The following is a 22,751-nucleotide window of genomic DNA, read 5'->3' on the forward strand; positions in this document are numbered from 1 at the left end:
GTCGCCAGCCCTGCAATGCGCTGCGGCGCCGGCGTCACGCCTGCGCCACAGACATCAACTTTTCCACAATGGGGGAAGTACCGCATCGTCGTTGGCGGCCGCGCGGCTTGCCAGTTCCAGGCCGCGGCTGAAGCTGGCGGCGAAGCCGGCCGGCACCGATGTCGTGGCGTCTGCCGCATACAGGCTGGCCTGCAGCGCGGCGATGGCGTCGCGCTGCACAGGCGACTGCAGCTGTGCCGCCAGTTCGCCCAGGTTGCGCGCGCTTGCGCCTTCGTGCCGTGCCCAGGCCAGCAGCTGGCGCGCCGTGGCGGCGGCATCGTTGCCGGCCACGGCCTGGTCGAAAGCCTTGCGCGAACCCGGTGCCGCTGCCGGGCTGGCCGCAGCAACGGGTAGCGATACCGGGCTGCGGCGCCAGTACAGAAAGGCCAGCAGGGTCAAAATCCACAAGACAAAACTGCCGATCGCGAGCAGGCGCCAGATTTCCGCCCGCGACGAATCGTAGCCGGACGCAGCGGTCGCCAGGCCCGGCGTTGCGGCTTCGGTCGGTGCGGCATTGGGCAGCACCGCCGCAGTGCCCGCGCCATCGGCCGCCGTCGCGGCGCCAACTTCCACGTCGAAGGCCGGCGTCTGCGCCAGGGCGGCCTTGTTGCTGGCGGTATCCCACCAGTTCAGCTGCATCGCCGGCACATGCAAGGTGCCGGCGCGCTTGGGCACGATGGCGAACTTGCGGCTGCGCTCGCCGATGATCCAGCCGTTGTTCTCGCGCGAGCGCGTAGTGGATTTGTCGGGATAGATTTCCGCGCCCTCGATGGCCGGCATTTCCAGTTCGGGCAGCTGTTCGAAGCCCAGGCCCTGGGCCGTCGCGGTAATGGTCGCAGTGAGCGGCTCGCCGACCCGGGCGGGCGCCGCGGGATTGGCGCCGTCGATACGCAGCTCCAGCGATTGCGCCGGCAGCCACGGGCTGTTGCCCGACTCGGCCGGGCGCGGACGTACCTCGATGGACAGCGCGTCGGAGCGCGCGCTGACCGCACGGCCGCGGCCGAAGAACATGGCATTCGGGTCGTTGCCGCTGAGCGCGCGGCCGCGGAAATTGACTGCGGGCAGCGCCAGGTTGCCGCTTTTCTGCGCGGTCACGGAATAGCGCCGCTCCAGCACGCGGTAACGCCGTCCGTCGCGCTCGGCTTCGTAGCTGCGGTCCTGGCCCAGCTTCTGCACTACGGCATCGGCCGCGGTCAGCTCGTCCAGGCCGCCGTCGGTCAGGTTGATGGCATAGAACAGTTTCAGCGTCACCCGCACCTGCTGCTGCACATAGGCATTGAGCGGATCGGCGCTGAGTTCGACGAACAGGTCGTCGCCAGGTTTGGCACTGGCCACCACGGGCGCGGCGCCGACGTTCAGCTCGACCGGCGCGGTCTTGTGCGTGCCGACGCTGAGTGCCGGTACGGTCAGCTTGCCCTCGCGCCGCGGTTTCAGCCCTATGGCCCAGAGCTGGGTGCTGGAAGCACTGCCGTTGACGATGCTGACCGAGCTGGAATTGGAGCGGTTGAGCAATTCGAAGTCGGCTTCCAACCCGCTGAAATCGGGCTCGCCGAGCGCGCCGCTGGTTTCGACGTTCAAGGTGACGGTTTCGCCCAGTTGCATGCTGTCGCGATCCAGCCATGCACGCACGGTATCGGCAGCCAAGGCCGGCCAGACCAGCGCCGCCAGCAGCAAGGCCAGCAGCGTGCGTAGCGCCCATCGCGGGAAGGTGTTCATTGCTCGCCGCCTTGTCCGCCGCGCTGGCGGCGTTCGTATTCGAGTTGGAATTTGCGCCGCAGCAGGCCGCCCGGATCGTCCGGCACGCGTTGCAGCCACTGGTCTACTGCCTGGCGCTGTTCGCGCTCGGCGGTGGTTTCGGCCGATTCCTGCGGCGTGCCGGCGGTCACGGCCTGCTGTTCGCCCTTTTCATCTTTCTGGCCGGGCTGGGCCTGGCCGGCAGCGTCCTTGCCCTGCTGCAAAGCCTTTTCCATCGCCTGCTGGAAGGCCTGCTGCTGGCTCGCATCGGCCTTGGCCGAGGGCTGGCCCGATTTGCCGGCGGCTTCGTCGCGCTCGCCGGGTTTGGCTTGGCCCTGCTTGGAAGCCTGGTCCTGGCGCTGCTGGGTTTCGCCGGCCGTGCCGGACTTGTCTTCGCCCTTGGACTCGGCACCGGGCTGGCCCTGTTGCGCCGCCTCCCCCTGCTGGCCGGACTGGCCGTCCTGCTGCTGGCCGTCTTCGCCGGCGCTGGCGTCCTGCGACTGCTGGGTTGAATCGGAGGAATTCTGGTTGCCCTGCTGCGGCTGGTCGGGCTTGGCGCCGTGGGGCTGCTGCTGGTCTTTGGACGAGGAATTCTTGTCCTTGCCCTGCTTCTGCTCTTGCTGCTTGAGCCAGTCTTCCACGGCCTGCTTGTTGGCCAGGGCGTCGGCATGCTGCGGGTCGCGCTGCAAGGCCTGATTCCAGGCATCGATCGCCGCTTCGTAGTTCTGCTGCTGCGCCAGCGCATTGCCACGGTTGTAGGCGGCATCGGCAGATTCGCCGTGCGACCAGTCCTTGGCCGCAGCCTCCGCATCGCCGGCGCGGAAATGCGCCGCGCCGCGCAGGTCGGCGTCGCTGGCCTGGGCCGCCGCCTGGGCCGCGTCGCCAGCCTGCAGCGACTGCCAGGCCTGCTGGTCGTCGCGCTGCCACAGATCGCTCCAGGACAGCGCATACGCCGGCTGCTGCACGCCCAGGCAGGCCAGCAGCAGCACCGCCAGCCAGCCGCGGCGGAAACCGGCCAGGGCCAGCGGCAGCAGCAACAGGGCGAGCCAGGGGCCGCGATCCAGCCAATGGGCGCTGTCCACGCCAGGCGAATCCTTGGCGTCGATGCTGGCCGTGCCGGTGGCGGCGACCAGGCCGGCCAGGTCGGGCGCGGCGCTGCCATCGAGCACGCGGAAGTTGCCGCCGCCAACCCGGGCCAGCGTCTGCAGGCTGGCGGCATCGACGCGCGGCACGACGATATTGCCGGCGCTATCTTTCCAGAAATCGCCTTGTGGAAGGCTGACCGGCGCTCCGGCCGCCGTGCCCACGGCCAGCACCGAAACGCGCACGCCCTGGCGCAGCGCCGCCTGGGCTTCGCCCTGGGCATCGGCCGAGGCTTCGTCCAGCACCAGGATGATCTCGCCGCGCGCCGCGCCGGACTGGTGCAGCAGTTCCACGCCGCGGCGGATCGCCGCGCCGGTGGCATTGCCGGCGACCGGCATCACACCCGGATCGAGTTCCATCAGCAAATTGCGCACAGTGGCGCCGTCGTCGGTCATCGGCGCCACGACGAAGGCGTCGCCGGCATAGCCGAGCAGGGCGACCTGGCCGTCGGCCAGCACGTCGAGCAGGTCGCGGATGGCGAAACGGGCACGCGTCAGCCGGGTCGGCTTGAGATCCGCCGCCAGCATGCTGGGGCTCAGCTGCAGCGCGATCACGCGCGCCGCCTGGTTGCGGTACAGCGGCGTGGGCAGGCGTTCCCAGGCCGGCCCGGCCGCGGCGACGCAGGCGATGGTCCAGGCCACCGACACCAGCAGCAGCGGTGCGCGGCGCGGCGTTTCGGCACCGGCCAGCAGATGCGGCAGCAGATGCGCATCGACGGCGCGCGCCCAACTGCGCTGCAGACCGCCGTCGGCGCGCAGCGCACGCCACAGCAGCGGCAGCAGCAGCAAGGCCAGAAACCACCAGGGACGCAGAAAATGCAACATATCCATCAGGCCGCACTCTCCACAGGTTCCCGCCGGCGTCGCAGCGACAGCGCCGGCAGCAGGGCCAGCAGCAGCGCCAGGCCCAGCGGCAGATGGAACCATTCGTCCACCGGGCGGTAGCGCTGGCTCTGGTCGGCGGCGGGTTCGAGCTGGTCGATGTCGCGGTAGATACCTGCCAATTCCTGCGTGTCGCGCGCGCGGAAGAAGCGCCCGCCGGTCTTTTGCGCCATCTCGGTGAGCAGTCCCGCATCCAGGTCGGCAGATGGGTTGACGGTACGGCTGCCGAAGAAATCGTCGACGCGCATGCGCTCCGAGCCCAGGCCGACCGTATACACCTTTACTTTTTCCGCGGCGGCCAGCTCGGCGGCCTTGCGCGGATCGATCTCGCCGGCGGTATTGACGCCGTCGGTCAGCAATACCACCACGCGCTGTGCCTCGGGCCGGTCGCGCAGGCGCTTGACGGCCAGGCCCAGCGCATCGCCGATCGCGGTCTCGCGGCCGGCCAGGCCGACGACAGATTCTTCCAGCTGGGTCTTCACCGTTTTCACGTCGAAGGTCAGCGGCGTGAGCAGGTAGGCGTTGGAACCGAACAGGATCAGGCCGACGCGGTCGCCGCCGCGACGCTCGATGAAGTCGCCGATGATGGCCTGCATGGCCTGGAAGCGCGTGGCCTGGCGTCCGCCCAGGGACATGTCGGCGATATTCATGCTGCCCGACACGTCCAGCGCCAGCAGCAGTTCGCGCCCGCTGCGCGGCAGGTCGGCCGGCTCGCCTATCCATTGCGGCCGCGCCACGGCGGCCAGCAGCAGGCACCAGACCAGCCAGGGCCACAGGCGCTGGCGCGCGTCACGGCGCGACGATGAGGCCGCACTCAGCGCATCGACCACGCCAGCATACGGCAGGTGCAGCGCACTGCCCTGCTCGGCGCTGGCGGGCAGCCAGCGCGCGGCCAGCCAGGGCAGCGGCAGCAGCAGGAACAGCCAGGGCCAGGCAAATTCAAACATTGCGCAACTCGCTGTGCAGCACGCGCCAGACATGGCCGCGCACCAGCGCCTGCAGCCGCGGCGCGTCGATGCCGGCACTGGCGGGCCGGTACGGCGCATCGGTCAGGGCGTCGGCGTAGGCGGCAAAACCGTCGTCGTGGCGATCAAGAAAACGGATCCAGTCGGCCCCTTGCAGCGCCGCGGCCTCGGGCCGCACGGCGCGCGAAAGCCGGCGCAGGAACTGGGAAACCTGGGCCAGCCAGGCAGGCAGCGCCGCTGCATCGGCCGGGGGGCTGCCCAGACGGTCCCATTCGGCCAGGATGGCGCGATGCCGGCGGCGTCTGCGCCAGGCCTGGCGCAGACGCCACAGAGCAAAGGCGAGCGCGGCCAGCAACAACAGGGCCAGCAGCCACCAGCCCGGGGCCGGCGGCCACCAGGACGGCGACGGCGGCAGATGAATATCGCGCAGGGTGGGCAGGTCGGGCGCGGCCATCAGCCGGGGCTCCGGCGCGTGGCCAGGGCCAGGCCCAGTGCGGCAAGGCGGCGGCTGAGATCATCGCGCGTATCCAGCGCGAGACTGGCGATGCCCAGGCGCTTGCACTGATCGAGCAGCAACTGGCGCCGCGCGCGAAAGCCGGCCACCCATTGCGCATCGGCGCTGCCGCCGAACTCCAGCCAGCGCCGCGCGCCGGCCACTTCGATGGCGTAGCGTCCGCGCGGCGGCGCGGCAAGTTCCAGCGCATCGGTCAGCGTCAGCAGGCGTACGTCGCCATGCGCCGCCAGCCGCGCCAGCGGTGCTTCGGCAGCCGCATCGGCACAGAAGCCGTCGCTGAGCAGGATGACCAGGCTGCCGGGACGGGCCAGGCGGCGTGCGCGTTCCAGCGCGGCCGACAGTGGCGTGGCGCTGTCGCTGCGGTCGACGCGGGCCAACGTGTCCCAGTCGCTCAGCGCGCGTAGACAATGCAGCACGCCCCGCGGACCGCCGGCCGGTCGCACTTCGCCGGTCACGCCGCTGCCGAAACCCAGCGCGCCGACGCGGTCGCCGCCGCGGATCGCACTCCAGGCAATCAGTGCCGCGGCGCGCGCCGCCTGCACCGACTTGAAGCAGACACGGGTGCCGAAATGCATGCTGGGCGAGTGATCCAGCAACAGCAGTACGCTGCGTTCGCGCTCTTCCTGGAACACCTTGGTATGTGGCCGGCCGGTCCGCGCCGTGACGCGCCAGTCCATGCTGCGGATATCGTCGCCGGGCTGGTAGCTGCGCGATTCCACGTAGTCGACGCCGCGGCCGCGGAAGCGCGAGGTCTTGATGCCGGCCTGGGCCGCGGCCACCTTGCGCGAGGCGGCCAGCACCAGACTGCGCGCGGCAATGCGCTGGGCGATCAGATCGTCCAGCACCACTTCGACGCCGCCGCGGGCGGCGCCGCGTTGGTGCGCCGCGGTGGCGACGGCCGGATTTCCAGGCAAGCTCATGCGCGGCTCAAGGCAGGGCGATGCGCGCCAGCAACTGGGCGATCGCCTGGTCGCTGCGCACGCCTTCGGCTTCGGCTTCGTAGCTCAGCAGTACGCGATGGCGCAGTACGTCGGGCGCGACTGCGTGCACGTCTTCGGGCAATACGTAGTCGCGGCCGCGCAGCCAGGCATGGGCGCGGGCGCAACGGTCCAGGGCAATCGTGCCGCGCGGACTGGCGCCGAACGCGATCCAGCGGGCGAGATCGTCGCCATGGCGGGCCGGATTGCGCGTGGCCACCACCAGTTCGACGATGTATTGCTCCAGTGCCGGTGCCAGATGCAGATCCAGCACAGCCTCGCGCGCGGCGAAGATCTGGGCCTGGCTCAGGCATTTGCGCGGCGGCGGAACGTGGTGCAGTTCGGCACGTGCACGCTCCCGCGCCAGGCGCAGGATGGCGGTTTCGGACTGGGCGTCCGGATAGCCGATGGAAACATGCATGAGGAAGCGGTCGAGCTGGGCTTCCGGCAGCGGATACGTGCCTTCCTGCTCGATCGGGTTCTGCGTCGCCATGACCAGGAACAGCGGCGGCAGCGGATACGTGGTGCGGCCGATGGTGACCTGGCGCTCGCCCATTGCTTCGAGCAGGGCCGACTGCACCTTGGCCGGGGCGCGGTTGACCTCGTCGGCCAGAATCACATTGTGAAAAATCGGGCCGCGCTGGAATTCGAAGCGGGCTTCCTGCGGCCGGTAGATCTCGGTGCCGGTCAAGTCGGCGGGCAGCAGGTCAGGGGTGAACTGGACGCGATGGAAATCGGCCTCGATTCGGCTGGCCAGTTCCTTGATCGCGGTGGTCTTGGCCAGTCCGGGCGCGCCTTCGACCAGCAGGTGGCCGTCAGCCAGCAGGGCAATCAGCAGGCGGTCGACCAGATGCGCCTGACCGATGATGCAGGCGGACAGCTCGTCGCGCAGCGCTGAAAAGGTTTCGATCAGCGACGAGGTGCGCTGCGGTTCGGGTTGATCCATGGAGAGTTCACCAGCAAGGCGTCGAAAACGGCGGTATGACCGCCACGGAACGAGAAAGTTTAGCCGAGTCGCTCATCGCGACGACCAGCCACTACGACGGCGCAACATACCGGGCGCGGACCGCGGCAGAAGCAGGCAGCCGCAGACCCGGCCGGCGCGACACTAGTGGCAGCACCCCACTCTTTCGCAAGCGCCGAAAGGCAGGGGCATGCGCGCCTGCGCGTCATCATGCCGCCGCGCTTGTCGCCAGGGCGACGGCATCGACCAGGGCCAGCGGCTTGCCGATCAGATAGCCCTGGGCGTAGGTGCAGCCCAGTTCGCGCAGCGAATCGAGCTGAGCCTGGGTTTCAACGCCTTCGGCGACGATGTTGCAGCCCAGCGAATGCGCCATCACCACCACCGCGTGCACGATGGCCAGGCAGCGCGGCTCGTGCATCTGGCGCACGAATCCCTGGTCCAGCTTCAAGGTATCGAATTCCAGCTTGTGCAAATGGCCGAGATTGGAATAACCGGTGCCGAAATCGTCCAGCGCCACCTTGATGCCGGCGGCGTGGCAGCGCTCGATGATGCGGCTGACCTGTACGTAGTCCAGCACCAGGCTTTCGGTGATCTCGATCTTCAGCTGCGCCGGCTGCAGGCCATGCGCGCGGATGACGGCGAGAAAGCGGTCCAGCAGCGCCGGATCGGCCAGTTGGCGGCCCGACACATTCAAGGCCACGAACAGGGGGTCTGCGGCATCGCCCGGAGCGAGTTGCTGCAGTGCCGAACAGACCTGGTCGAGCACGTAGTCGCCGACCGGCACGATCAGCGAGGTTTCTTCGGCGAGCGCGATGAACTCGGCGGGCGAGATCGGCCCGCGCTCCGGATGGGTCCAGCGCGTCAGTGCTTCGAAGCCGGCGATGCGATGGTGCGCAATGTCCAGGATCGGCTGCAGGCGGACTTCCAGTTCGCCTTTGTCCAAAGCCTCGCGCAGATGGCCTTCGAGACGGATCTTGTCCAGCGCGACCGACGCGTCGGAACTGCGCGGTACCGGCAGGGACGCGGCAGACGGTTCGATCTGGCCCGACATCTGTGCCAGGGCCGAGCGATAACGCGAAATCTGGCTCAGCAGCAGGGCGCGTACCACCGGGTCGGCCGAATCCAGGCGCTCGGCGAACTGCTTGCGGTCGATCGGCATCAGCACGCAGTCGGCCAGCGCCCGCGCGGTGGCGCTGCGCGGCGAATCGTCGAGTACCGCCATCTCGCCGAGCAGGTCGCCGGGACCGAGCACGCCCAGTCGGCGCGATACGTCGCCATGCACGGTAATGACTTCGATGGAACCGCTCTCCAGCAGAAATGCCGAGGTCGGCGCATCGCCCTGATGAAACAGCACGCTGCCGGCGGGCACGTCGACGCGGAACGAGGTTGCGGCCATAAGAAGCTGCCTCCGGGGATGATCCGATGCTAGCAGGCGCCCGTTGCTGCAGGGCACCCCATGCTCGCGGGATGGGACAGGGCATCTGCTGCACGCCTCGCTGCCATTGTCACGCTGCTCCAGTACGGATTTCGGCCAGCGCAGCCCTCATCGGTAGTCAACGACGGCACAACGGCGGTAACGACAAAGGCCGCCTCGCGGCGGCCTTTGTCGTTACTCGGTTTGCGTAATTCGCTTACGGAACCGTCACGGACACGTTGCAGGCACGCGCCGAGCTCATGGTTGCGTTGGCGGTAAGCGGGCCGGTCTGCGCGCATTGGCCACTGAATATCACCGTCCGCGATGGCGGATTGGGCGGCAATGCGGCAGGCGGGCAGTTTGCACCGGTCGGCGTGGCAGTCAGGCTGACGGCTACACCTTCGTTGAACGGGGCGACGCAGCTGACGGCAGCGTTACCGGCCGGCGCACTGCAGGCAATGCCTGTCGGCGTGCTGGTGACGGTCAGGCCGCAGGCCGGATTGCCAGCCGCCATCGGGTTCACATTGACTGTGAGGTCGAATGTATCGACCGTACCGCCGCAAAGCTCCGGCGGAGGCGGCGGGCTGACCGCACCTGACTCGCAGAAGTCGATACCGGTGAAGGTGACCGTGGTCTCTTCGCCGGAGGCAGCGGTGAAGGTGCACTCGGCATCTTCCGACGTGCCATACCCGTTCAGACCGTTGTCGATCGCCGTCGCTGTGGTCTGGCCCTGAGCGTTGGTAACACCCGGTTGTATGCTAAGGCCGACAGGCGAAGTGCACTCGCCAGTGATCAACACACCAGGAACCGGATTGCCGGCGGCGTCGCGCAAGGTCAGGGTAATCACACCGCCGCCGCCGCGGAACGCGCCAGGCTGCGCCGTCAATGAGCGATTGCCCGTCGCGATGATATTGACCGTGTCGCTCAGGCCAATGGCGGAGAAGATCACGCGGGGCTCGCCAGTAGTGCCGCCGCCAGTCGTAGCCCCCATGCCGGTGGTGACGACCTGGGCCAGCACGCAGCCCGAGGGACCGGTCGCCGTGTCGGTGCTGCCTTGCGGACCGTTGCCGTCGACCGAACCGACGGCACCGACCGGCAGGCCGGCAAACGAATAGTTGATGAAGATGCCCTGCAGCGGCGCGTTGTACTTGTCGACGATGCAAACGGTGACGAAGGCCGTCGTGTTGCCCGGGATCTCTTCCGGGTTCGCACTGAGCGTTGCATCGGCCACACCGGGGAAGACGATACCGGAGATGTCGGTGACCTTCTTCTGTCCGTTATTGACGCCGACACCATCGCCCTGGGCAAACAGGTAGACGCTCTTGCCCAGCTTGCGGATGGGATAGGTCATCAGTGCGCTGGCGACGCCGAAGCGGTCGGTGACGCCCAGCGTGCCCGTATCCGGGAACTCGGGAATGTCGATGCTACCGGTATCGCGCACAGCGACGTCCTGGGCACGGCCGATCACGTACGGGATCACCGAGCCGTAGTCGACGCTGTTGCCGGTGTCGTCGTTGCGATTGAACGGCACGCTGACGTTGAGGCTGGTCAGGCTGTTGATCGAAGCAATCGTGCGCGCGCTTTCGAGATCGCGGTTGCCCGGGACCAGGTCGCCGAAAGCGAGCAGCGTATCGCCCGGGCCCGGACGGTCGCCGGTGCCGGTGAAGCGGCCGGTCGGCGCGGTGAACAGCGTGCCGGATTCCTGCGGATTGCCGTCGTTGCCGCCGATTACGAAGGTGCCGGAGCCCTGGGCCGGGAAGCCGGTCAGCGGCGAGTCGATTGCGCCGAAACGGATTACCGTGCCCTCGGGAACCGGATTGCCCTGGCGATCGGTAGCCAGCGCGCTGACCACGAGCGAGTAGCTGCCGTTGGCGATATTCGGCAACGGTTCGGAGCTGTCGTCAGAAATCGGCGTATTCAGCACGCGGTTGATCAGAATCGCGCTCTGCGAGGGTGAAGTGATGGACAGGCTGAACAGCTTGCCGTCCGACACACTGATCGTCTGCACCACCGACACGGGATTGGTGATTCCGTTGTCCACATTGCCGTCGGCACGATCTGCTGTGACGCGAATCTGCACCGGGCCCTGGATGGTGCCTGCAGTGAAGGAGACCGAAGCCGTACCCTGGATGGTACGGGTCTTGATCGAGGCCCCCGAAACAGCGCCGCCGGCACCCAGTGCGCTGAGGTTGCCGCTATTGGCCCCGCCGACCACGTCGAACTGCAGATTGTTGTACGCGGTGTTGCCGGTGACCGGATCGGGTACCAGCTGGCCGCTGCCGTCGCGCAGGACAGCAGACAGGATCGAGCTGCTGTTGCCGCCGGTATCGTTGAGGTAGACATGCGTCGGGCTGGCACCGACGGCGATCGACGCCGGCAACGGCGTGGTCGACGGATTGATGGTGAAGCTCAGCGTCTTGGCGATGGTCGTGTTCGAACCGGTATCGCGCGCCGTAACCGTCAGCGTCGCGGTACCGGAGGTCGACGACGAGTGCACGAAGATGGTCGCGTGGCCGCCGGTAACGTCCACCGGGCCGCTGCCCAGGCGCGTGAGGAACTCGTTGCCGCTGAGGTAACGCCCCTGATCGTCCCGCAAGATGGGCGTGGTCGGATCGTCCAAAGTAGAGAACGAAGCCGTTGCCACCGGATTGATCGATACCGCAATTTCCTGGCCGGTCACCAGATCGCCGTTGGCACGGCGCCAGGTCACATCGACTTCGCTCATGAACGGCGATCCGCCGAACGGCGCCACATCGCCAATGTTCAACGGCAATTGCGTAGTGCTGGCGCGCAAATCCAAGGTTCCGCTCGGCGTGGGCTGGAACGCACCGTCGCCGCCGCTACCGCCTCCGCCGCCGCAGCTGGCCAGCATCAGGCTGGCAGCCAGCAGACCGAGGCAACGATTAAAAACTCTCATGTCGTCTCTCCAAGCTCGCAATTTATTGCGTTTCTGGCCGCAACGCCCGACCGTTGTCAACGGCCGGGCGTGCGAGCTCAAGCGTCTATTTCAGGCTTTCGTTGAGAATGCGTGGGGTCACGAAAATCAACAGCTCTGCCTTCTCGTTTCTACTGGTCTTGTTACGGAACAGTGCGCCCACGCCGGGTATGTCGCCGAGGAAGGGCACTTTCTTGACATCGTCGCGGGTCTCCACTTCATAGACACCGCCGAGCACGACCGTCTGGCCGTCGTCGACAAGTACCGTCGTGTTGATTTCGCGCTTGTCGATCTGCGGTACGAAGCCGCCACCCGGATTGGCGACCAGCGCCGCGATGTTGTCTTTCTTCACATTGAGAGCCAGTACCACGCGCTCGTCGTTGGTGATGGTCGGTGTGACCTTCAGTTCCAGCACCGCATCTTTGAAGTTCACGGTGGCCTGGCCGGCACCGCCGGTCGCGGACGCCTGAAGGGTCACATAGCCGATTTCCTGGCCTTGCTTGATCACGGCTTCCTGCTGGTTGGCAGTGATCACGCGCGGACTCGAAATCACTTCGCCGCGAGCCTCGGTCTGTGCGGCGGAAAGTTCCAGGTCAAGCAGATAGTCGGCGCCGAGAATAGCCAGGCCGAAACTGCCGGCCGGCGAGGAAACCGGCATGTTCACACCCAAGCGATTGCCCAATGAAGGCGTAGCGATGCCGCCCGGGGTCTGTCCCGGTACGCTGACCGGCGTGCCGCGATTGCCGGCAAAACGGTTGTTCAGCGCGACATTGGCCATGGTATCGGCAGCTACCTGCGAACCCGACAGCGAAACCACGTTGCCGTTGTTGTCCTCGTAGCCGCCGCTCACGCCAAAGCGCACGCCGAGTTCCTTGGCAAAATCGTCATTGGCGATGACGATGCGCGACTCGATCAGCACCTGCTGCACCGGACGATCCAGGGTAAGTACGAGATTGCGCACTTCGACCAACTTCTCCGGCGTATCGTTGACCAGCAAAGTGTTGGTGCGTTCGTCGAAGGTGACGGAACCGCGAGAAGAGAGGAAGCCGCGCGAGGTTTCATTGCCTCCACCGCCACCGCCACCGCCACCGCCGCTCTTGCTGGTCAGCAGGGCCGCAATATCCTTGGCCTTACCGTAGCTGACCTTGATATAGGCCGAGTCCAGTTCCACGCGCTGTTCCAAGGCAATGCGCGCATCTTCCAGCGCCTGCTCGCGCTCGGCGATTTCCTTCTGCGGCGCAACCCAGATCACGTTGTCGCGACGACGCTTGTCCAGCCCCTTGGCCTGCAGCACCAGGTCCAGTGCCTGGTCCCAGGGCACGTTGATCAGGCGCAGGGTCACGTTGCCGGTAACCGAATCGGCGACCACGATATTCAGATCGGACACGTCGGCGATCAGCTGCAGCACCGAACGGGTCGGGATGTCCTGGAAGTTGAAGGTAACGCGGGCACCGGTGTATTCCGGCGGAGCACCCTTCTCTTTCTTCTTGTCGACTTCCGCCTTTTTCGGCGAGATTTCCAGCACGTATTCGTTACCGGACTGGTAGGCCAGCTGCTCGTACGGCCCCTTGGCGGTAATTTCCAGGCGCGCGCCAGCACCGCGGGAACGGGCTTCGACGAACTGCACCGGCGTGGCAAAATCCAGCAGATCGAGGCGCTGGGCCAGATTCGGCGGCAGCTTGGCGTTGTAGAGATCGAGCGTGATGTTGTCGCCTTCGCGCTTCACGTCGGTCGTCGCGCCTTCACCGGTAAAGGTGATAACGACGCGTCCTTCGCCGTTCTTGCCACGGCGGAAGTCGACGTTGGACACCTCGACGCCCCGTGCCGCGACCGCCTTGTTCGGATCGTTCGACACCATGGCGGTGGCCGTGGCCGAACCGGTCACGCCGTTGCCGATGGTCAGAATCAGATTGCGACCGTCGATCTTGCTTTCATAGCTGGACGGACGCACAAGGTCGACCACGACCCGGGTGCGGCCGGCGGCTTCCACCGCAGACACTGCCGTGGTCGAGCCGGTATTGATTTCCACATTGCGCTGAGCCAGGGCACTGCGCGTGTCGGCCAGGTCCAGGGCGATGCGCGGTGGCGTATCGGTGGTGAATATTTGAGGATCGTTGGCCGGCGCAGAGAGCTGCAGCGTTACTTCCACCCGGCCGCCAGGCAAGGTGTTGTAGCTGATTTTCTCAAGTACGTTTTCGGCACTGGCAGATCCGGAGCCCAGGGCACCTGCGAGCATCAACGCCGGAAGGCATCGCTGCAGCAGACGACTGAGGGGACCGGACGAACGTCCAGAATTTTTGGCAGCTGTCGTAGTCATGAAAGTCACCCCCAATGGGCCTCTATTTTTCGCCGAGCGCCATGGACGCCTGACGCTCCATCCAGCCGCCGGCACCGTTGGGAACCAGCTCGACCAGTTCGATGCGGTCTTCGGCAATCAATGTGACACGGCCGTAGTTCTGACCGAGATAGTTGTTTTCATGGACACGGTGGACCACCCCGTCCGGATCTTTCACCAAGCCTTCTATGGCAGTGCCGATCCCCAGCGTGCCAACCATGGCCAAGCCGTCGAGCGGGAAAGCCTCGAGCAGCTCCTTGGTCCGGCCCTTGTCGGGAGTCGGACCATTTGCACCACCTTCGGCGATTTCCTGACGCGCCTCTTCCGCACTCGGGCTGAAGGGATCGCGCAGGTCGGCACCGCCAGTGTCCTGGGCCTTGTATTCGAAGGTTTCGAAAGTCTTGACCACCGGCAACGGATCGATGGGCGCGCCCTTCTTTGCTTTTTCCGCAGCGACCCAGTCTTCCAGGTCGCGCCGGCCCGCAGTGCAACCCGCCAGCACCAGCATGGCCAACAGGGGAACGACGAATGTTCGCAGGCGCATGCTCACTTCCCTCCCGCAGGCTTGGCCGGCGCCTTGGCACCTGGCTTGCCGGCTGCTTCAGCCGCTTCGGGCGTCTCGTCGTCTTCCACGTAACGGTAGGTCTTCACTGTGCCTTCAAGCGACAGCGTTCCGCCGTTCATCAGTGCAGCCTGAGCCTGGCTGACCCGGGTGCCGGTAGTTGCGCCCTTAGGCTTGAGCGACACATCGTGCATGGTCAGGATGACGACTCGCGGCAAAGAGGCCACGCCGCTGATGAAAGCGCCGAACTGGTGGTAGGAACCGACCATGCGCAGGCTGATCGGTTTTTCCGCATAGAACTCTTTGACCGTCTCGGCACCTGGCTGGAACAGATCGTTCTCGATGCCTGTGGACAACGCCGTCTGCGAAATATCGACCAGCAGTTCCGGCATCTCGGTCTTGCTAGGCAGCTGGCGCAGCATCTGCCGCAGCATGTCTTTCATTTCTTCCAGCTGCTGGCGCAGGGCTTCGAGATTGACTGCCTTGGCCTGCTTGATCGAGAAGTCGCTGCGCAGAGAAATTTCCTGCGACTCCCTGGCCTCTAGGTCTTCCTGCTGCCCCTTGATCCAGAAGTACCAGCCAACCAGACAGATGACCAGGAACAGCAGCACACAAAAGGTCATTTTTACCCCTTGCGGCCAGTTGCCCGAATTCTGGAAATCCAGATTCTTGAAATCCGAGGCCTTCATTTCTTTGCCCCCTGTGCGTCAGGCGCGGGCGTTGCGGGAACCGCGGCAGGTGCCGCCGCCGTAGGCGCTGCTGCGCCAGGCGGAGCCCCGGCAGCATCGCCACCCTGCCCCTCCTCGCCTTCGGCGCTCGCCGGCTTGCGCAACTTCACATCCATCGCAAAGTCGTACGGCATGCGCTTCTCGCTCGTGCGCTTGATTTCGGTTTTCTTCAGATCGGGATGTCCCAGCCAGGGCGATGCCTCGACATTGCGCATGTACGTCGCCACGCTGGCGTTGGATTGGGCCACGCCCTCCAGCGTCAGCACGTCGCCGACCTGCTTGAGCGAAGTCAGGCGCACGCCATCGGGAATGGTACGGACCAGTTCGTCGAACATATGCACCATCTGCGAACGGTTAGCCTGCAACTGCTCGATCACCTGCTTGCGCTGCAGCAGTTTGCTGCGCGTCTTGTCCAGCTCCTTGATCTCGGTCAGCTTCTTCTCGACATCCTTGATCTGTTCCTGCAGGTAACTGATGCGATCGGCCTGGTTCTCGATGCGCAAATTCATCCAGTACCAGACACCGCCCACGGCAAGTACCGCTGCCACGGCCGCCGCGCCAAGCATCATGGCAAATTCACGTTGGCGGACGGCGCGCCGTTCGGCGCGCCAGGGCAATAGATTAATTCTGGCCATCAGTCGAAGCTCCTGAGCGCAAGGCCGCAGGCGATCATCAACGCCGGCGCATCCTGGGCCAGCGTCTGCGCCTGCACGCGGGAGGACAGCGACATGTTCGCCAGCGGATTGGCGACCACGCTGGGAACGCCCAATTGTTCTTCCACCATGTCGGCCACGCCGGCAATCGAGGCGCAACCGCCGGCCAGGACGACCTGATCGACCTTGCTGTATTCGCTGCCGGCGAAGAAGAACTGCAGCAATCGGCTGATCTGCTGGACCATGGCTTCCTTGAATGGCTCCAGCACTTCGATTTCGTAGGATTCGGGCAGGCCGCCCTGGCGCTTGGCCAGGCCAGACTCCTCGTACGACAGACCGTAGCGGCGCATGACTTCGTCGGTCAGCTGTTTGCCGCCGAAGACCTGCTCGCGCGAATAAATGGTGCGCTGATTCTTCAGCACGATCAGCGTCGTCATGGTCGCGCCGACATCGACGACAGCGACTACCGCGTCCTTGGACACCGCGAGCTGGTCGGCGATGAGCTTGAAGGCGTTCTCCATCGCGAACGCTTCGACATCGACCACCTTGGCCGAAAGCCCGGCCAAGTCCAGCGCGGCGACGCGCAGGTCGACGTTTTCGGTACGCGAGGCGGCCAACAGTACGTTGACCATGTCAGGGTTGTCCTTGACTGGCCCCAGCGTCTCGAAATCGAGGCTGACTTCCTCGATCGGATAGGGAATGTACTGGTTCGCCTCGACCTGGATCTGGCCTTCCAGATCCTCCTCGCTGAGGTCGGCAGGCATCGGGATCACTTTGGTGATCACGGCCGAACCAGCAACCGCGGCGGAAGCAAACTTGGTCTTGGCCCCCGAGCGGCCCAGCGCGCGACGGATCGCCTCGCCGACGGCTTCGACCTCGACAATATTCTTCTCGACCACAGCATTGGGTGGGAGCGGCTCTACCGCGTAATGCTCGACGCGGTAACGACCGCCCGACTGGCTGAGCTGCAGGAGCTTAACCGCCGTCGAACTGATGTCCACCCCAATCAGCGGCGGCGCTTTCGGACTGAACAGGCCCACATTTTTCCCCTTCCCACGCGCTCTTACGAGCGAAAGATGCGCAGTCACATTAAATACGAAACTTAACCAAATGGCAACGACCCGAAGAATATTCTCCAAGACCATGAAAATCCATGGGTTTTGTCACACTAACCGGGGCCCTGAGCGGATATTTCTGCTATCGGCAAACGGGGGCAGGATCTATACTCTGGGCCCGGTCGCGCCGACTTTGACTGTCATCACATTCCCGGCTCCTCATGCGCCTTTTCTTTCGTTTGTTCCGTTACGCGCTGTATCTCGCGCTGACCGGAGCCGTGCTCGGATGCCTCGCGGTAGGCATCGCTTATTGGCTCATCTCACCCCGCCTTCCCTCGGTAGAGACACTGCGCGATGTACGCCTGCAGGTGCCCCTGCGCGTCTATACCGCAGATGACAAGCTCATCGCCACCTTTGGCGAGACGCGGCGCATTCCGGTCGCGATCGAGAATGTGCCGGACAAGGTAAAGAACGCCTTCCTCGCCGCCGAAGATGCGCGCTTCTACGAACACCCCGGTTTCGATGTGCAGGGAATATTCCGTGCCGTATGGCATCTGGTGCGCACGGGCGGCGACAAGGGACCGGGCGGTTCCACCATTACACAACAGGTGGCGCGCAACTTTTTCCTTAGCCCCGAACAAACCTATACGCGCAAGATTTCCGAGCTGTTCCTTGCCCTGCGCATCGAAGGTGCGCTGAGCAAGGACGAAATTCTCTCGCTCTATCTCAACAAGATCTTCCTTGGCCACCGCGCCTACGGTGTCGGCGCAGCGGCCGAGTTCTACTACGGCAAGACGCTGGACCAGCTGGATCTGGGCGAATGCGCCATGCTCGCTTCGTTACCCAAGTTCCCGTCGTCGGGCAATCCGCTGTTCAACCGCAAGCGCGCGGAAGAACGGCGCAACTACGTGCTTGCACGCATGTTCGAGAACAACTTCATCACCGAAGAGCAGATGAAGGCCGCCACGGCAGAACCGGACAAGTCCTACGCGCACGAGCCACCGATCGAAGTGGAGGCGCCGTATCTGGCCGAAATGGTCCGCGTCGAAGCGCTGGCACGCCTGGGCAACGATGCGCTCAGTGACGGCTACAACATCAAGACCACGCTGGACAGCCGCATGCAGGACGCGGCCAATCAGGCGGTGCGCAGCGCGCTGATCGACTATGACCGGCGCCACGGCTATCGCGGTGCCGAAGCGCATGCGGAACTCAAGCCCGATGCGACACCCGAAGACTACGCCCGCGAACTGGCCAGTTTCCGCCCGCTGGCCGGGCTGATTCCCGCCCTGGTCACCGAAACCGCGAAGGATCATGCCCAGCTCTATATGGCTGATGGCCAGAGCGTGGTGCTGGAAAAGAAAGCGGTGGAGTGGGCTCGTCCGTACCAGAGCGAGAACAGCCGCGGCGCAGCCCCCAAGAGCGTCGATGCGGTGGTCAAGGTCGGCGACATTGTCCGCGTTGCCCGCGGCGATGAGGAAAACTGGACATTGGCACAATTGCCCGCCGCCCAGGCAGCACTGGTGTCGCTGGATCCGGAAGATGGGTCCATCCGGGCACTGGTCGGAGGCTTCAGCTTCGGCCGCAGCAAATTCAACCGCGCCACCATGAGCGCGCGCCAGCCCGGATCGAGCTTCAAGCCCTTCCTCTACGCCGCGGCGTTCGAGCACGGCTTCACGCCCAGTTCCATCCTCAACGATGCGCCGCTGGTATTTCCCGATCCGTCGCGCCCCGACGGCATATGGGCACCGTCCAACGACGACGACAAGTTCGAGGGCCCGATGCGCCTGCGCGAGGCCCTGGTCAAGTCGGTGAACCTGATCTCGGTACGCCTGCTCGATGCGATCGGCGTGCGCTATGCACGCGAATTCATCACTCGCTTCGGCCTGCCGCTGGAAGCGATGCCGGAAAACCTGTCCATGTCGCTGGGTACCGCTTCCGTCGCGCCGCTGACCATGGCACGCGGCTATTCCGTTCTCGCCAACGGCGGCATGCTGGTCGATCCCTATTTCGTCGCCAGCATCCGCGACCGCGACGGCAAGGAGGTCTACGCGGCGAATGCACCGCGGGCCTGCCGCAATTGCCCGGAGCGCCTGCTCGACGATGCACGCCTGGCACGGGAAGCCGTGCCGGCGGTGACCAATCCGGCCGTCCCCACGGCCCAGCCCGGCAATAGTCCGCGCTTCAATCCAATCCGCAGCGCCAACGCCGCCGCAGTGCCCAGCCCCGACGCCGCTGCAGCCGAGCCAGGCAAGCCGCGCCTGGCACCGCGTACGCTGGACGTGCGCACGGCGCACCTGGTCACTTCGCTGATGCGTGACGTGGTCCGCCGCGGCACCGGCCGCGCAGCGATGGAACTGAAGCGCAACGACCTGGCTGGCAAGACCGGCACTACCAACGAACATCGCGACGCCTGGTTCAGCGGTTTCAACGACCAGATGGTGACCAGTGTCTGGGTCGGTTTCGACGACTTCAGCTCGCTGGGTCGCGGCGAGTTCGGCGCCAGGGCGGCGCTGCCGATCTGGGTCGACTACATGCGTGTCGCCCTGGACGGCAAGGCGGAAACGCCGTTCGTGCCACCGCCGGGCATCAGCACCGCACGCATAGATCCCAGCACCGGCTATCTCGCGTCCAGCGACGACAGCGGCTCCATCCTGGAGATCTTCAAGAGCGAAGACATCGAGCGCCTGGCTGCCCCGCCGCCCGATGCGCAGAACGAGGAAGGCCAGCAGGGCGAGGCCTACGACATCTTCTGATGGGCGAATCCACGCACCATCGCGGTCGCCGTGGCGAGGATCGCCGCGACGACCAGCGCCAGCGCATCGCCGCCGAGGCGGCTCGCCTGATCAGCGAGCTTGGCCTGCGCGACTATCACCAGGCCAAGCTGCGCGCGGCACAGCGTCTGGGCATACAGGACGAGCGTCACCTGCCGCGCAATACCGAGATCGAAAACGCCCTGCGCGAGTATCAGCGCCTGTTTGGCGGCGAAGACCGCCTGGATTACCTGCGCGCGCTGCGCCAATGCGCAGTCGAGGCGATGCAGTTTTTCCATGCGTTCGAACCGCGCCTGGTCGGTGCTGTGCTGGAAGGCACCGCCGACCAGTATTCCGCAGTCTGCCTGCACCTGTTCTGCGACAACCCCGAGGCGTTGGCTTTATTCCTCGACGAAAACGGCATTCCCTACGAACAGATCGAGCGCCAGCTGCGCTGGTCGGCCGAGGAAATCGAGCGTGTCGACGCCTATCGCTTCAGTGCCGACGACATGCCGCTGGATCTGACCCTGCTGCCCCTGGACGCCTTGCGCCAGGCGCCGCTGGACCGCATCGACGGCAAGCCGATGCGCCGTGCGAACCTGGCCGCAGCCAGGCAACTGCTGGACGATTCCGCCTAATCCACTGCTCCACAGCGGGCGATCGGCCTGGCGAACTGCCCCGACGCTGTCGCAAGCACCGGGCATGATTGCGGCCACACAGCGAGCTCGCGAATTCGCCACATTCATCGACTCCCTGTGCGGTCGCGGCGCGCTCGCTTTTGTAGGGCGCCGATGAGCGTAGCGAATTGCGCCGCCCCCCCCCAGCCGGTAGGCACATCAGGCACAGCGCAGGCAGTCACCCGTTTCCGCCTCGCGGACGGGATCAGGATGCTGCGGCAGCATCGCCGCGTTCCCGCGCCGCCCGCAGTGCCGGCACGGCAGAAACGAGGGACGCCGCGCGACCAGCCGACGGCATGGTGGCAATTCACGCGCAGGACGATGGCAGGTCGGCTTCGACACTGAAGCAGTTGCGCCCGGACAAACAAAAACCCCGGCTTTCGCCGGGGCTTGCGTCGCACGCCAGAAAGGCTTTTCCGCTCAGCGCTGCTCGGCGGCCACGTAGGCGCGCGTAGGCGCGCCGGTATACACCTGGCGCGGGCGGCCGATCTTCGCGTCCGGCGTCTCGTGCTGTTCCAGCCAGTGCGCCACCCAGCCGGCCGTGCGCGCAATAGCGAACATCACGGTGAACATCTCGGTCGGGATGCCCAGCGCCTTGTAGATGATGCCGGAGTAGAAATCCACATTCGGATAAAGCTTGCGCTCGACGAAGTAGGAATCCTTCAATGCAGCCTGTTCCAGCTCCATCGCCACATCAAGCAGAGGATCGTTCACGCCCAGCTCGCCGAGCACCTTGTGGCACATCTCGCGGATGATGGTCGCGCGCGGATCGAAGTTCTTGTAGACGCGATGGCCGAAGCCCATCAGGCGGAAGCCCGAGTTCTTGTCTTTGGCGCGTTCCACCGCCTTGCCTACGTTCTTGGCGTCGCCGATCTCGGCCAGCATCTTGAGCACGGCTTCGTTGGCACCGCCATGCGCCGGCCCCCACAGCGCGGCGATGCCGGCAGCGACACAGGCATACGGGTTGGCGCCGGTGGAACCGACCAGGCGCACGGTCGAGGTCGAGGCATTCTGTTCGTGGTCGGCGTGCAGGATGAACAGCAGGTCCAGCGCCTTGGCCGCCACCGGATTGATCTGCAGCGGCTCGCTAGGCACTTCGAACATCATGTGCAGGAAGCGCGAGCAATATTCCAGGTTGTTGCGCGGATAACGGATCGGCCAGCCGATCGAATAGCGATAAGCCGCTGCCGCGATGGTCGGCATCTTCGCGATCAGGCGGATCGCCGCCATCTTGCGCTGGGCCGGATCGTTGATGTCGAGAGAGTCGTGATAGAACGCCGCCAGCGAGCCGACTGCCGCCATCAGCATGGCCATCGGATGCGCGTCGTAATGAAAGCCCTGGAAGAAGTTCTTCAGCGACTCGCGCATCATCGTGTGATGCGTGACTTCATGGTCGAACTTGGCGAATTCGTCGGGCTTGGGCAGTTCGCCGTTGATCAGCAGATACGCCACTTCGAGAAAGTTGGACTGCTTGGCCAGCTGTTCGATCGGGTAGCCGCGATACAGCAGGATGCCCTGGTCGCCGTCGATGAAGGTGACCGCGCTCTTGGTCGCGGCGGTGGACATGAAACCCGGGTCGTAGGTGAAGTAGCCGGTGTCCTTGTTCAGCTTGCCGATGTCGAAGGCGGGATCGCCCATGGTGCCGCTGACCACCGGCAGGCTGGTCGAACGGTTGGATGCGGCATCGGTAATGAGAACGGTCTTCTCGGACACGGCAGACTCCTGGTCACTTAGTTCGGTTCGAAACGGCCGGTCGCGACGGCGTGCAAACGGCCAGCGCGTGGCCAGAACCTAGGCCGGGCCACGCAGGACAATGCGCGATTATCGCACACGCGTTTGAATCGGAAACGGTATGCCGTCCGGAGCATAAGCCCGCATTGTTGCGACTTTGGTCCAGTTGCCGCCGCTGCCGGCGGACCGGCTACCGCGCGCTTTGCGTGCGCGCAAATGCAAACGCCGACCACGAGGGTCGGCGTTTGCTGAACTGGCATTCCCGCCGGCGCGAACGCCGCGGAAACCGGCAGACTTACTTCTTGGCCGCGTAGCGGCGGTTGAACTTGTCCACGCGACCACCGGTGTCGATGATCTTGTGCTTACCGGTATAGAACGGATGCGAGGCGCTGGAAATATCGATCTTGATCAGCGGATATTCCTGACCGTCTTCCCACTTGACCTTTTCCTTGCTGGACATGGTGGAGCGGGTCAGGAAGGAGAAATCGGTGGTCACATCCTGGAACACCACCGGGTGGTACTTGGGATGAATGTCGGCTTTCATGGTGGCTCCAGAAGCGAATCGTAGGCGGAAAAGAGCGGTATGTTATCGTCCCGCCTGCGGTCAGCGCAAGCGCGGGACCAAAGCTCGTAGCGCCGTCGCCACGACAACGTGGCCGCCGCGCGGCTGCGGAACAACAAAGGATCGGCAAGC

General features: G+C 65.3%; 17 protein-coding genes. 2 read left to right on the forward strand and 15 right to left on the reverse strand.

What is annotated here, in order from left to right:
* Window positions 1–54 precede the first annotated feature (54 nt).
* The 13 genes from DFR29_RS16805 to DFR29_RS16865 form a co-directional block, all read right to left on the reverse strand.
* Window positions 55–1,755 carry a BatD family protein gene (locus DFR29_RS16805; protein WP_133819769.1) on the reverse strand — a complete coding sequence of 567 codons (1,701 nt, stop codon included), beginning with the start codon at window positions 1,753–1,755 and terminating at the stop codon, window positions 55–57.
* Window positions 1,752–3,746, reverse strand: coding sequence for a VWA domain-containing protein (locus tag DFR29_RS16810; RefSeq protein WP_166654151.1), 1,995 nt, complete (start codon window positions 3,744–3,746; stop codon window positions 1,752–1,754). The genes DFR29_RS16805 and DFR29_RS16810 overlap by 4 nt, the downstream gene beginning before the upstream one ends.
* Window positions 3,746–4,744: a VWA domain-containing protein gene (locus DFR29_RS16815; protein ID WP_133819771.1), complete on the reverse strand. Its 999-nt coding sequence runs from the start codon at window positions 4,742–4,744 to the stop codon at window positions 3,746–3,748. The genes DFR29_RS16810 and DFR29_RS16815 overlap by 1 nt, the downstream gene beginning before the upstream one ends.
* A complete protein-coding gene (locus tag DFR29_RS16820) occupies window positions 4,737–5,216 on the reverse strand; it encodes a DUF4381 family protein (RefSeq protein ID WP_133819772.1) in 480 nt (159 codons plus the stop codon). The genes DFR29_RS16815 and DFR29_RS16820 overlap by 8 nt, the downstream gene beginning before the upstream one ends.
* Window positions 5,216–6,196 (reverse strand): DUF58 domain-containing protein, encoded by a 981-nt coding sequence (locus tag DFR29_RS16825; RefSeq protein WP_133819773.1) that lies wholly within the window; start codon window positions 6,194–6,196, stop codon window positions 5,216–5,218. The genes DFR29_RS16820 and DFR29_RS16825 overlap by 1 nt, the downstream gene beginning before the upstream one ends.
* Window positions 6,197–6,203: 7 nt before the next feature.
* Window positions 6,204–7,199, reverse strand: coding sequence for an AAA family ATPase (locus tag DFR29_RS16830; RefSeq protein WP_133819774.1), 996 nt, complete (start codon window positions 7,197–7,199; stop codon window positions 6,204–6,206).
* A gap of 226 nt (window positions 7,200–7,425) precedes the next feature.
* Window positions 7,426–8,613, reverse strand: a complete 1,188-nt coding sequence (locus DFR29_RS16835) for an EAL domain-containing protein (protein WP_133819775.1) — start codon at window positions 8,611–8,613, stop codon at window positions 7,426–7,428.
* 235 nt (window positions 8,614–8,848) lie between these two features.
* Complete coding sequence (locus DFR29_RS16840; protein WP_133819776.1) at window positions 8,849–11,548, reverse strand: Ig-like domain-containing protein; 2,700 nt, start codon at window positions 11,546–11,548, stop codon at window positions 8,849–8,851.
* Between the two features lie 85 nt (window positions 11,549–11,633).
* Complete coding sequence (locus tag DFR29_RS16845) at window positions 11,634–13,802, reverse strand: type IV pilus secretin PilQ (protein ID WP_243746087.1); 2,169 nt, start codon at window positions 13,800–13,802, stop codon at window positions 11,634–11,636.
* A 103-nt stretch (window positions 13,803–13,905) separates the two neighbouring features.
* Window positions 13,906–14,445 (reverse strand): pilus assembly protein PilP, encoded by a 540-nt coding sequence (locus DFR29_RS16850; RefSeq protein ID WP_133819778.1) that lies wholly within the window; start codon window positions 14,443–14,445, stop codon window positions 13,906–13,908.
* Window positions 14,446–14,447: 2 nt separating this feature from the next.
* Window positions 14,448–15,152 carry a type IV pilus inner membrane component PilO gene (locus DFR29_RS16855; RefSeq protein WP_133819779.1) on the reverse strand — a complete coding sequence of 235 codons (705 nt, stop codon included), beginning with the start codon at window positions 15,150–15,152 and terminating at the stop codon, window positions 14,448–14,450.
* Complete coding sequence (locus tag DFR29_RS16860) at window positions 15,149–15,826, reverse strand: PilN domain-containing protein (protein ID WP_133819780.1); 678 nt, start codon at window positions 15,824–15,826, stop codon at window positions 15,149–15,151. The genes DFR29_RS16855 and DFR29_RS16860 overlap by 4 nt, the downstream gene beginning before the upstream one ends.
* Window positions 15,826–16,884: a pilus assembly protein PilM gene (locus DFR29_RS16865; RefSeq protein ID WP_243746088.1), complete on the reverse strand. Its 1,059-nt coding sequence runs from the start codon at window positions 16,882–16,884 to the stop codon at window positions 15,826–15,828. Before DFR29_RS16865 ends, DFR29_RS16860 begins: the two co-directional genes overlap by 1 nt.
* 236 nt (window positions 16,885–17,120) lie before the next feature.
* Here DFR29_RS16865 and DFR29_RS16870 point away from each other — a divergent pair, with 236 nt between their 5' ends.
* Together DFR29_RS16870 and DFR29_RS16875 are read left to right on the forward strand one after the other, a co-directional pair.
* Window positions 17,121–19,652 (forward strand): penicillin-binding protein 1A, encoded by a 2,532-nt coding sequence (locus tag DFR29_RS16870; RefSeq protein WP_133819782.1) that lies wholly within the window; start codon window positions 17,121–17,123, stop codon window positions 19,650–19,652.
* Complete coding sequence (locus DFR29_RS16875) at window positions 19,652–20,287, forward strand: hypothetical protein (protein WP_133819783.1); 636 nt, start codon at window positions 19,652–19,654, stop codon at window positions 20,285–20,287. The genes DFR29_RS16870 and DFR29_RS16875 overlap by 1 nt, the downstream gene beginning before the upstream one ends.
* Before the next feature lie 459 nt (window positions 20,288–20,746).
* Here the strand turns inward: DFR29_RS16875 and DFR29_RS16880 are convergent, their stop codons facing one another.
* Together DFR29_RS16880 and DFR29_RS16885 are read right to left on the reverse strand one after the other, a co-directional pair.
* Window positions 20,747–22,039, reverse strand: coding sequence for a citrate synthase (locus DFR29_RS16880; RefSeq protein ID WP_133819784.1), 1,293 nt, complete (start codon window positions 22,037–22,039; stop codon window positions 20,747–20,749).
* A gap of 313 nt (window positions 22,040–22,352) precedes the next feature.
* Window positions 22,353–22,601, reverse strand: coding sequence for a type B 50S ribosomal protein L31 (locus tag DFR29_RS16885; RefSeq protein ID WP_133819785.1), 249 nt, complete (start codon window positions 22,599–22,601; stop codon window positions 22,353–22,355).
* Window positions 22,602–22,751: the final 150 nt, after the last annotated feature.

The organism is Tahibacter aquaticus (assembly GCF_004363655.1).
GTDB classification, from domain to species: Bacteria; Pseudomonadota; Gammaproteobacteria; order Xanthomonadales; family Rhodanobacteraceae; genus Tahibacter; species Tahibacter aquaticus.

What these genes read in the sequence shown, in the direction of transcription:
- DFR29_RS16805 (WP_133819769.1), bottom strand. Translation starts at nt 1,755, where the DNA reads ATGAACACCTTCCCGCGATGGGCGCTACGCACGCTGCTGGCCTTGCTG.
- DFR29_RS16810 (WP_166654151.1), bottom strand. Translation starts at nt 3,746, where the DNA reads ATGGATATGTTGCATTTTCTGCGTCCCTGGTGGTTTCTGGCCTTGCTG.
- DFR29_RS16815 (WP_133819771.1), bottom strand. Translation starts at nt 4,744, where the DNA reads ATGTTTGAATTTGCCTGGCCCTGGCTGTTCCTGCTGCTGCCGCTGCCC.
- DFR29_RS16820 (WP_133819772.1), bottom strand. Translation starts at nt 5,216, where the DNA reads ATGGCCGCGCCCGACCTGCCCACCCTGCGCGATATTCATCTGCCGCCG.
- DFR29_RS16825 (WP_133819773.1), bottom strand. Translation starts at nt 6,196, where the DNA reads ATGAGCTTGCCTGGAAATCCGGCCGTCGCCACCGCGGCGCACCAACGC.
- DFR29_RS16830 (WP_133819774.1), bottom strand. Translation starts at nt 7,199, where the DNA reads ATGGATCAACCCGAACCGCAGCGCACCTCGTCGCTGATCGAAACCTTT.
- DFR29_RS16835 (WP_133819775.1), bottom strand. Translation starts at nt 8,613, where the DNA reads ATGGCCGCAACCTCGTTCCGCGTCGACGTGCCCGCCGGCAGCGTGCTG.
- DFR29_RS16840 (WP_133819776.1), bottom strand. Translation starts at nt 11,548, where the DNA reads ATGAGAGTTTTTAATCGTTGCCTCGGTCTGCTGGCTGCCAGCCTGATG.
- DFR29_RS16845 (WP_243746087.1), bottom strand. Translation starts at nt 13,802, where the DNA reads ATGCTCGCAGGTGCCCTGGGCTCCGGATCTGCCAGTGCCGAAAACGTA.
- DFR29_RS16850 (WP_133819778.1), bottom strand. Translation starts at nt 14,445, where the DNA reads ATGCGCCTGCGAACATTCGTCGTTCCCCTGTTGGCCATGCTGGTGCTG.
- DFR29_RS16855 (WP_133819779.1), bottom strand. Translation starts at nt 15,152, where the DNA reads ATGAAGGCCTCGGATTTCAAGAATCTGGATTTCCAGAATTCGGGCAAC.
- DFR29_RS16860 (WP_133819780.1), bottom strand. Translation starts at nt 15,826, where the DNA reads ATGGCCAGAATTAATCTATTGCCCTGGCGCGCCGAACGGCGCGCCGTC.
- DFR29_RS16870 (WP_133819782.1), top strand. Translation starts at nt 17,121, where the DNA reads ATGCGCCTTTTCTTTCGTTTGTTCCGTTACGCGCTGTATCTCGCGCTG.
- DFR29_RS16875 (WP_133819783.1), top strand. Translation starts at nt 19,652, where the DNA reads ATGGGCGAATCCACGCACCATCGCGGTCGCCGTGGCGAGGATCGCCGC.
- DFR29_RS16885 (WP_133819785.1), bottom strand. Translation starts at nt 22,601, where the DNA reads ATGAAAGCCGACATTCATCCCAAGTACCACCCGGTGGTGTTCCAGGAT.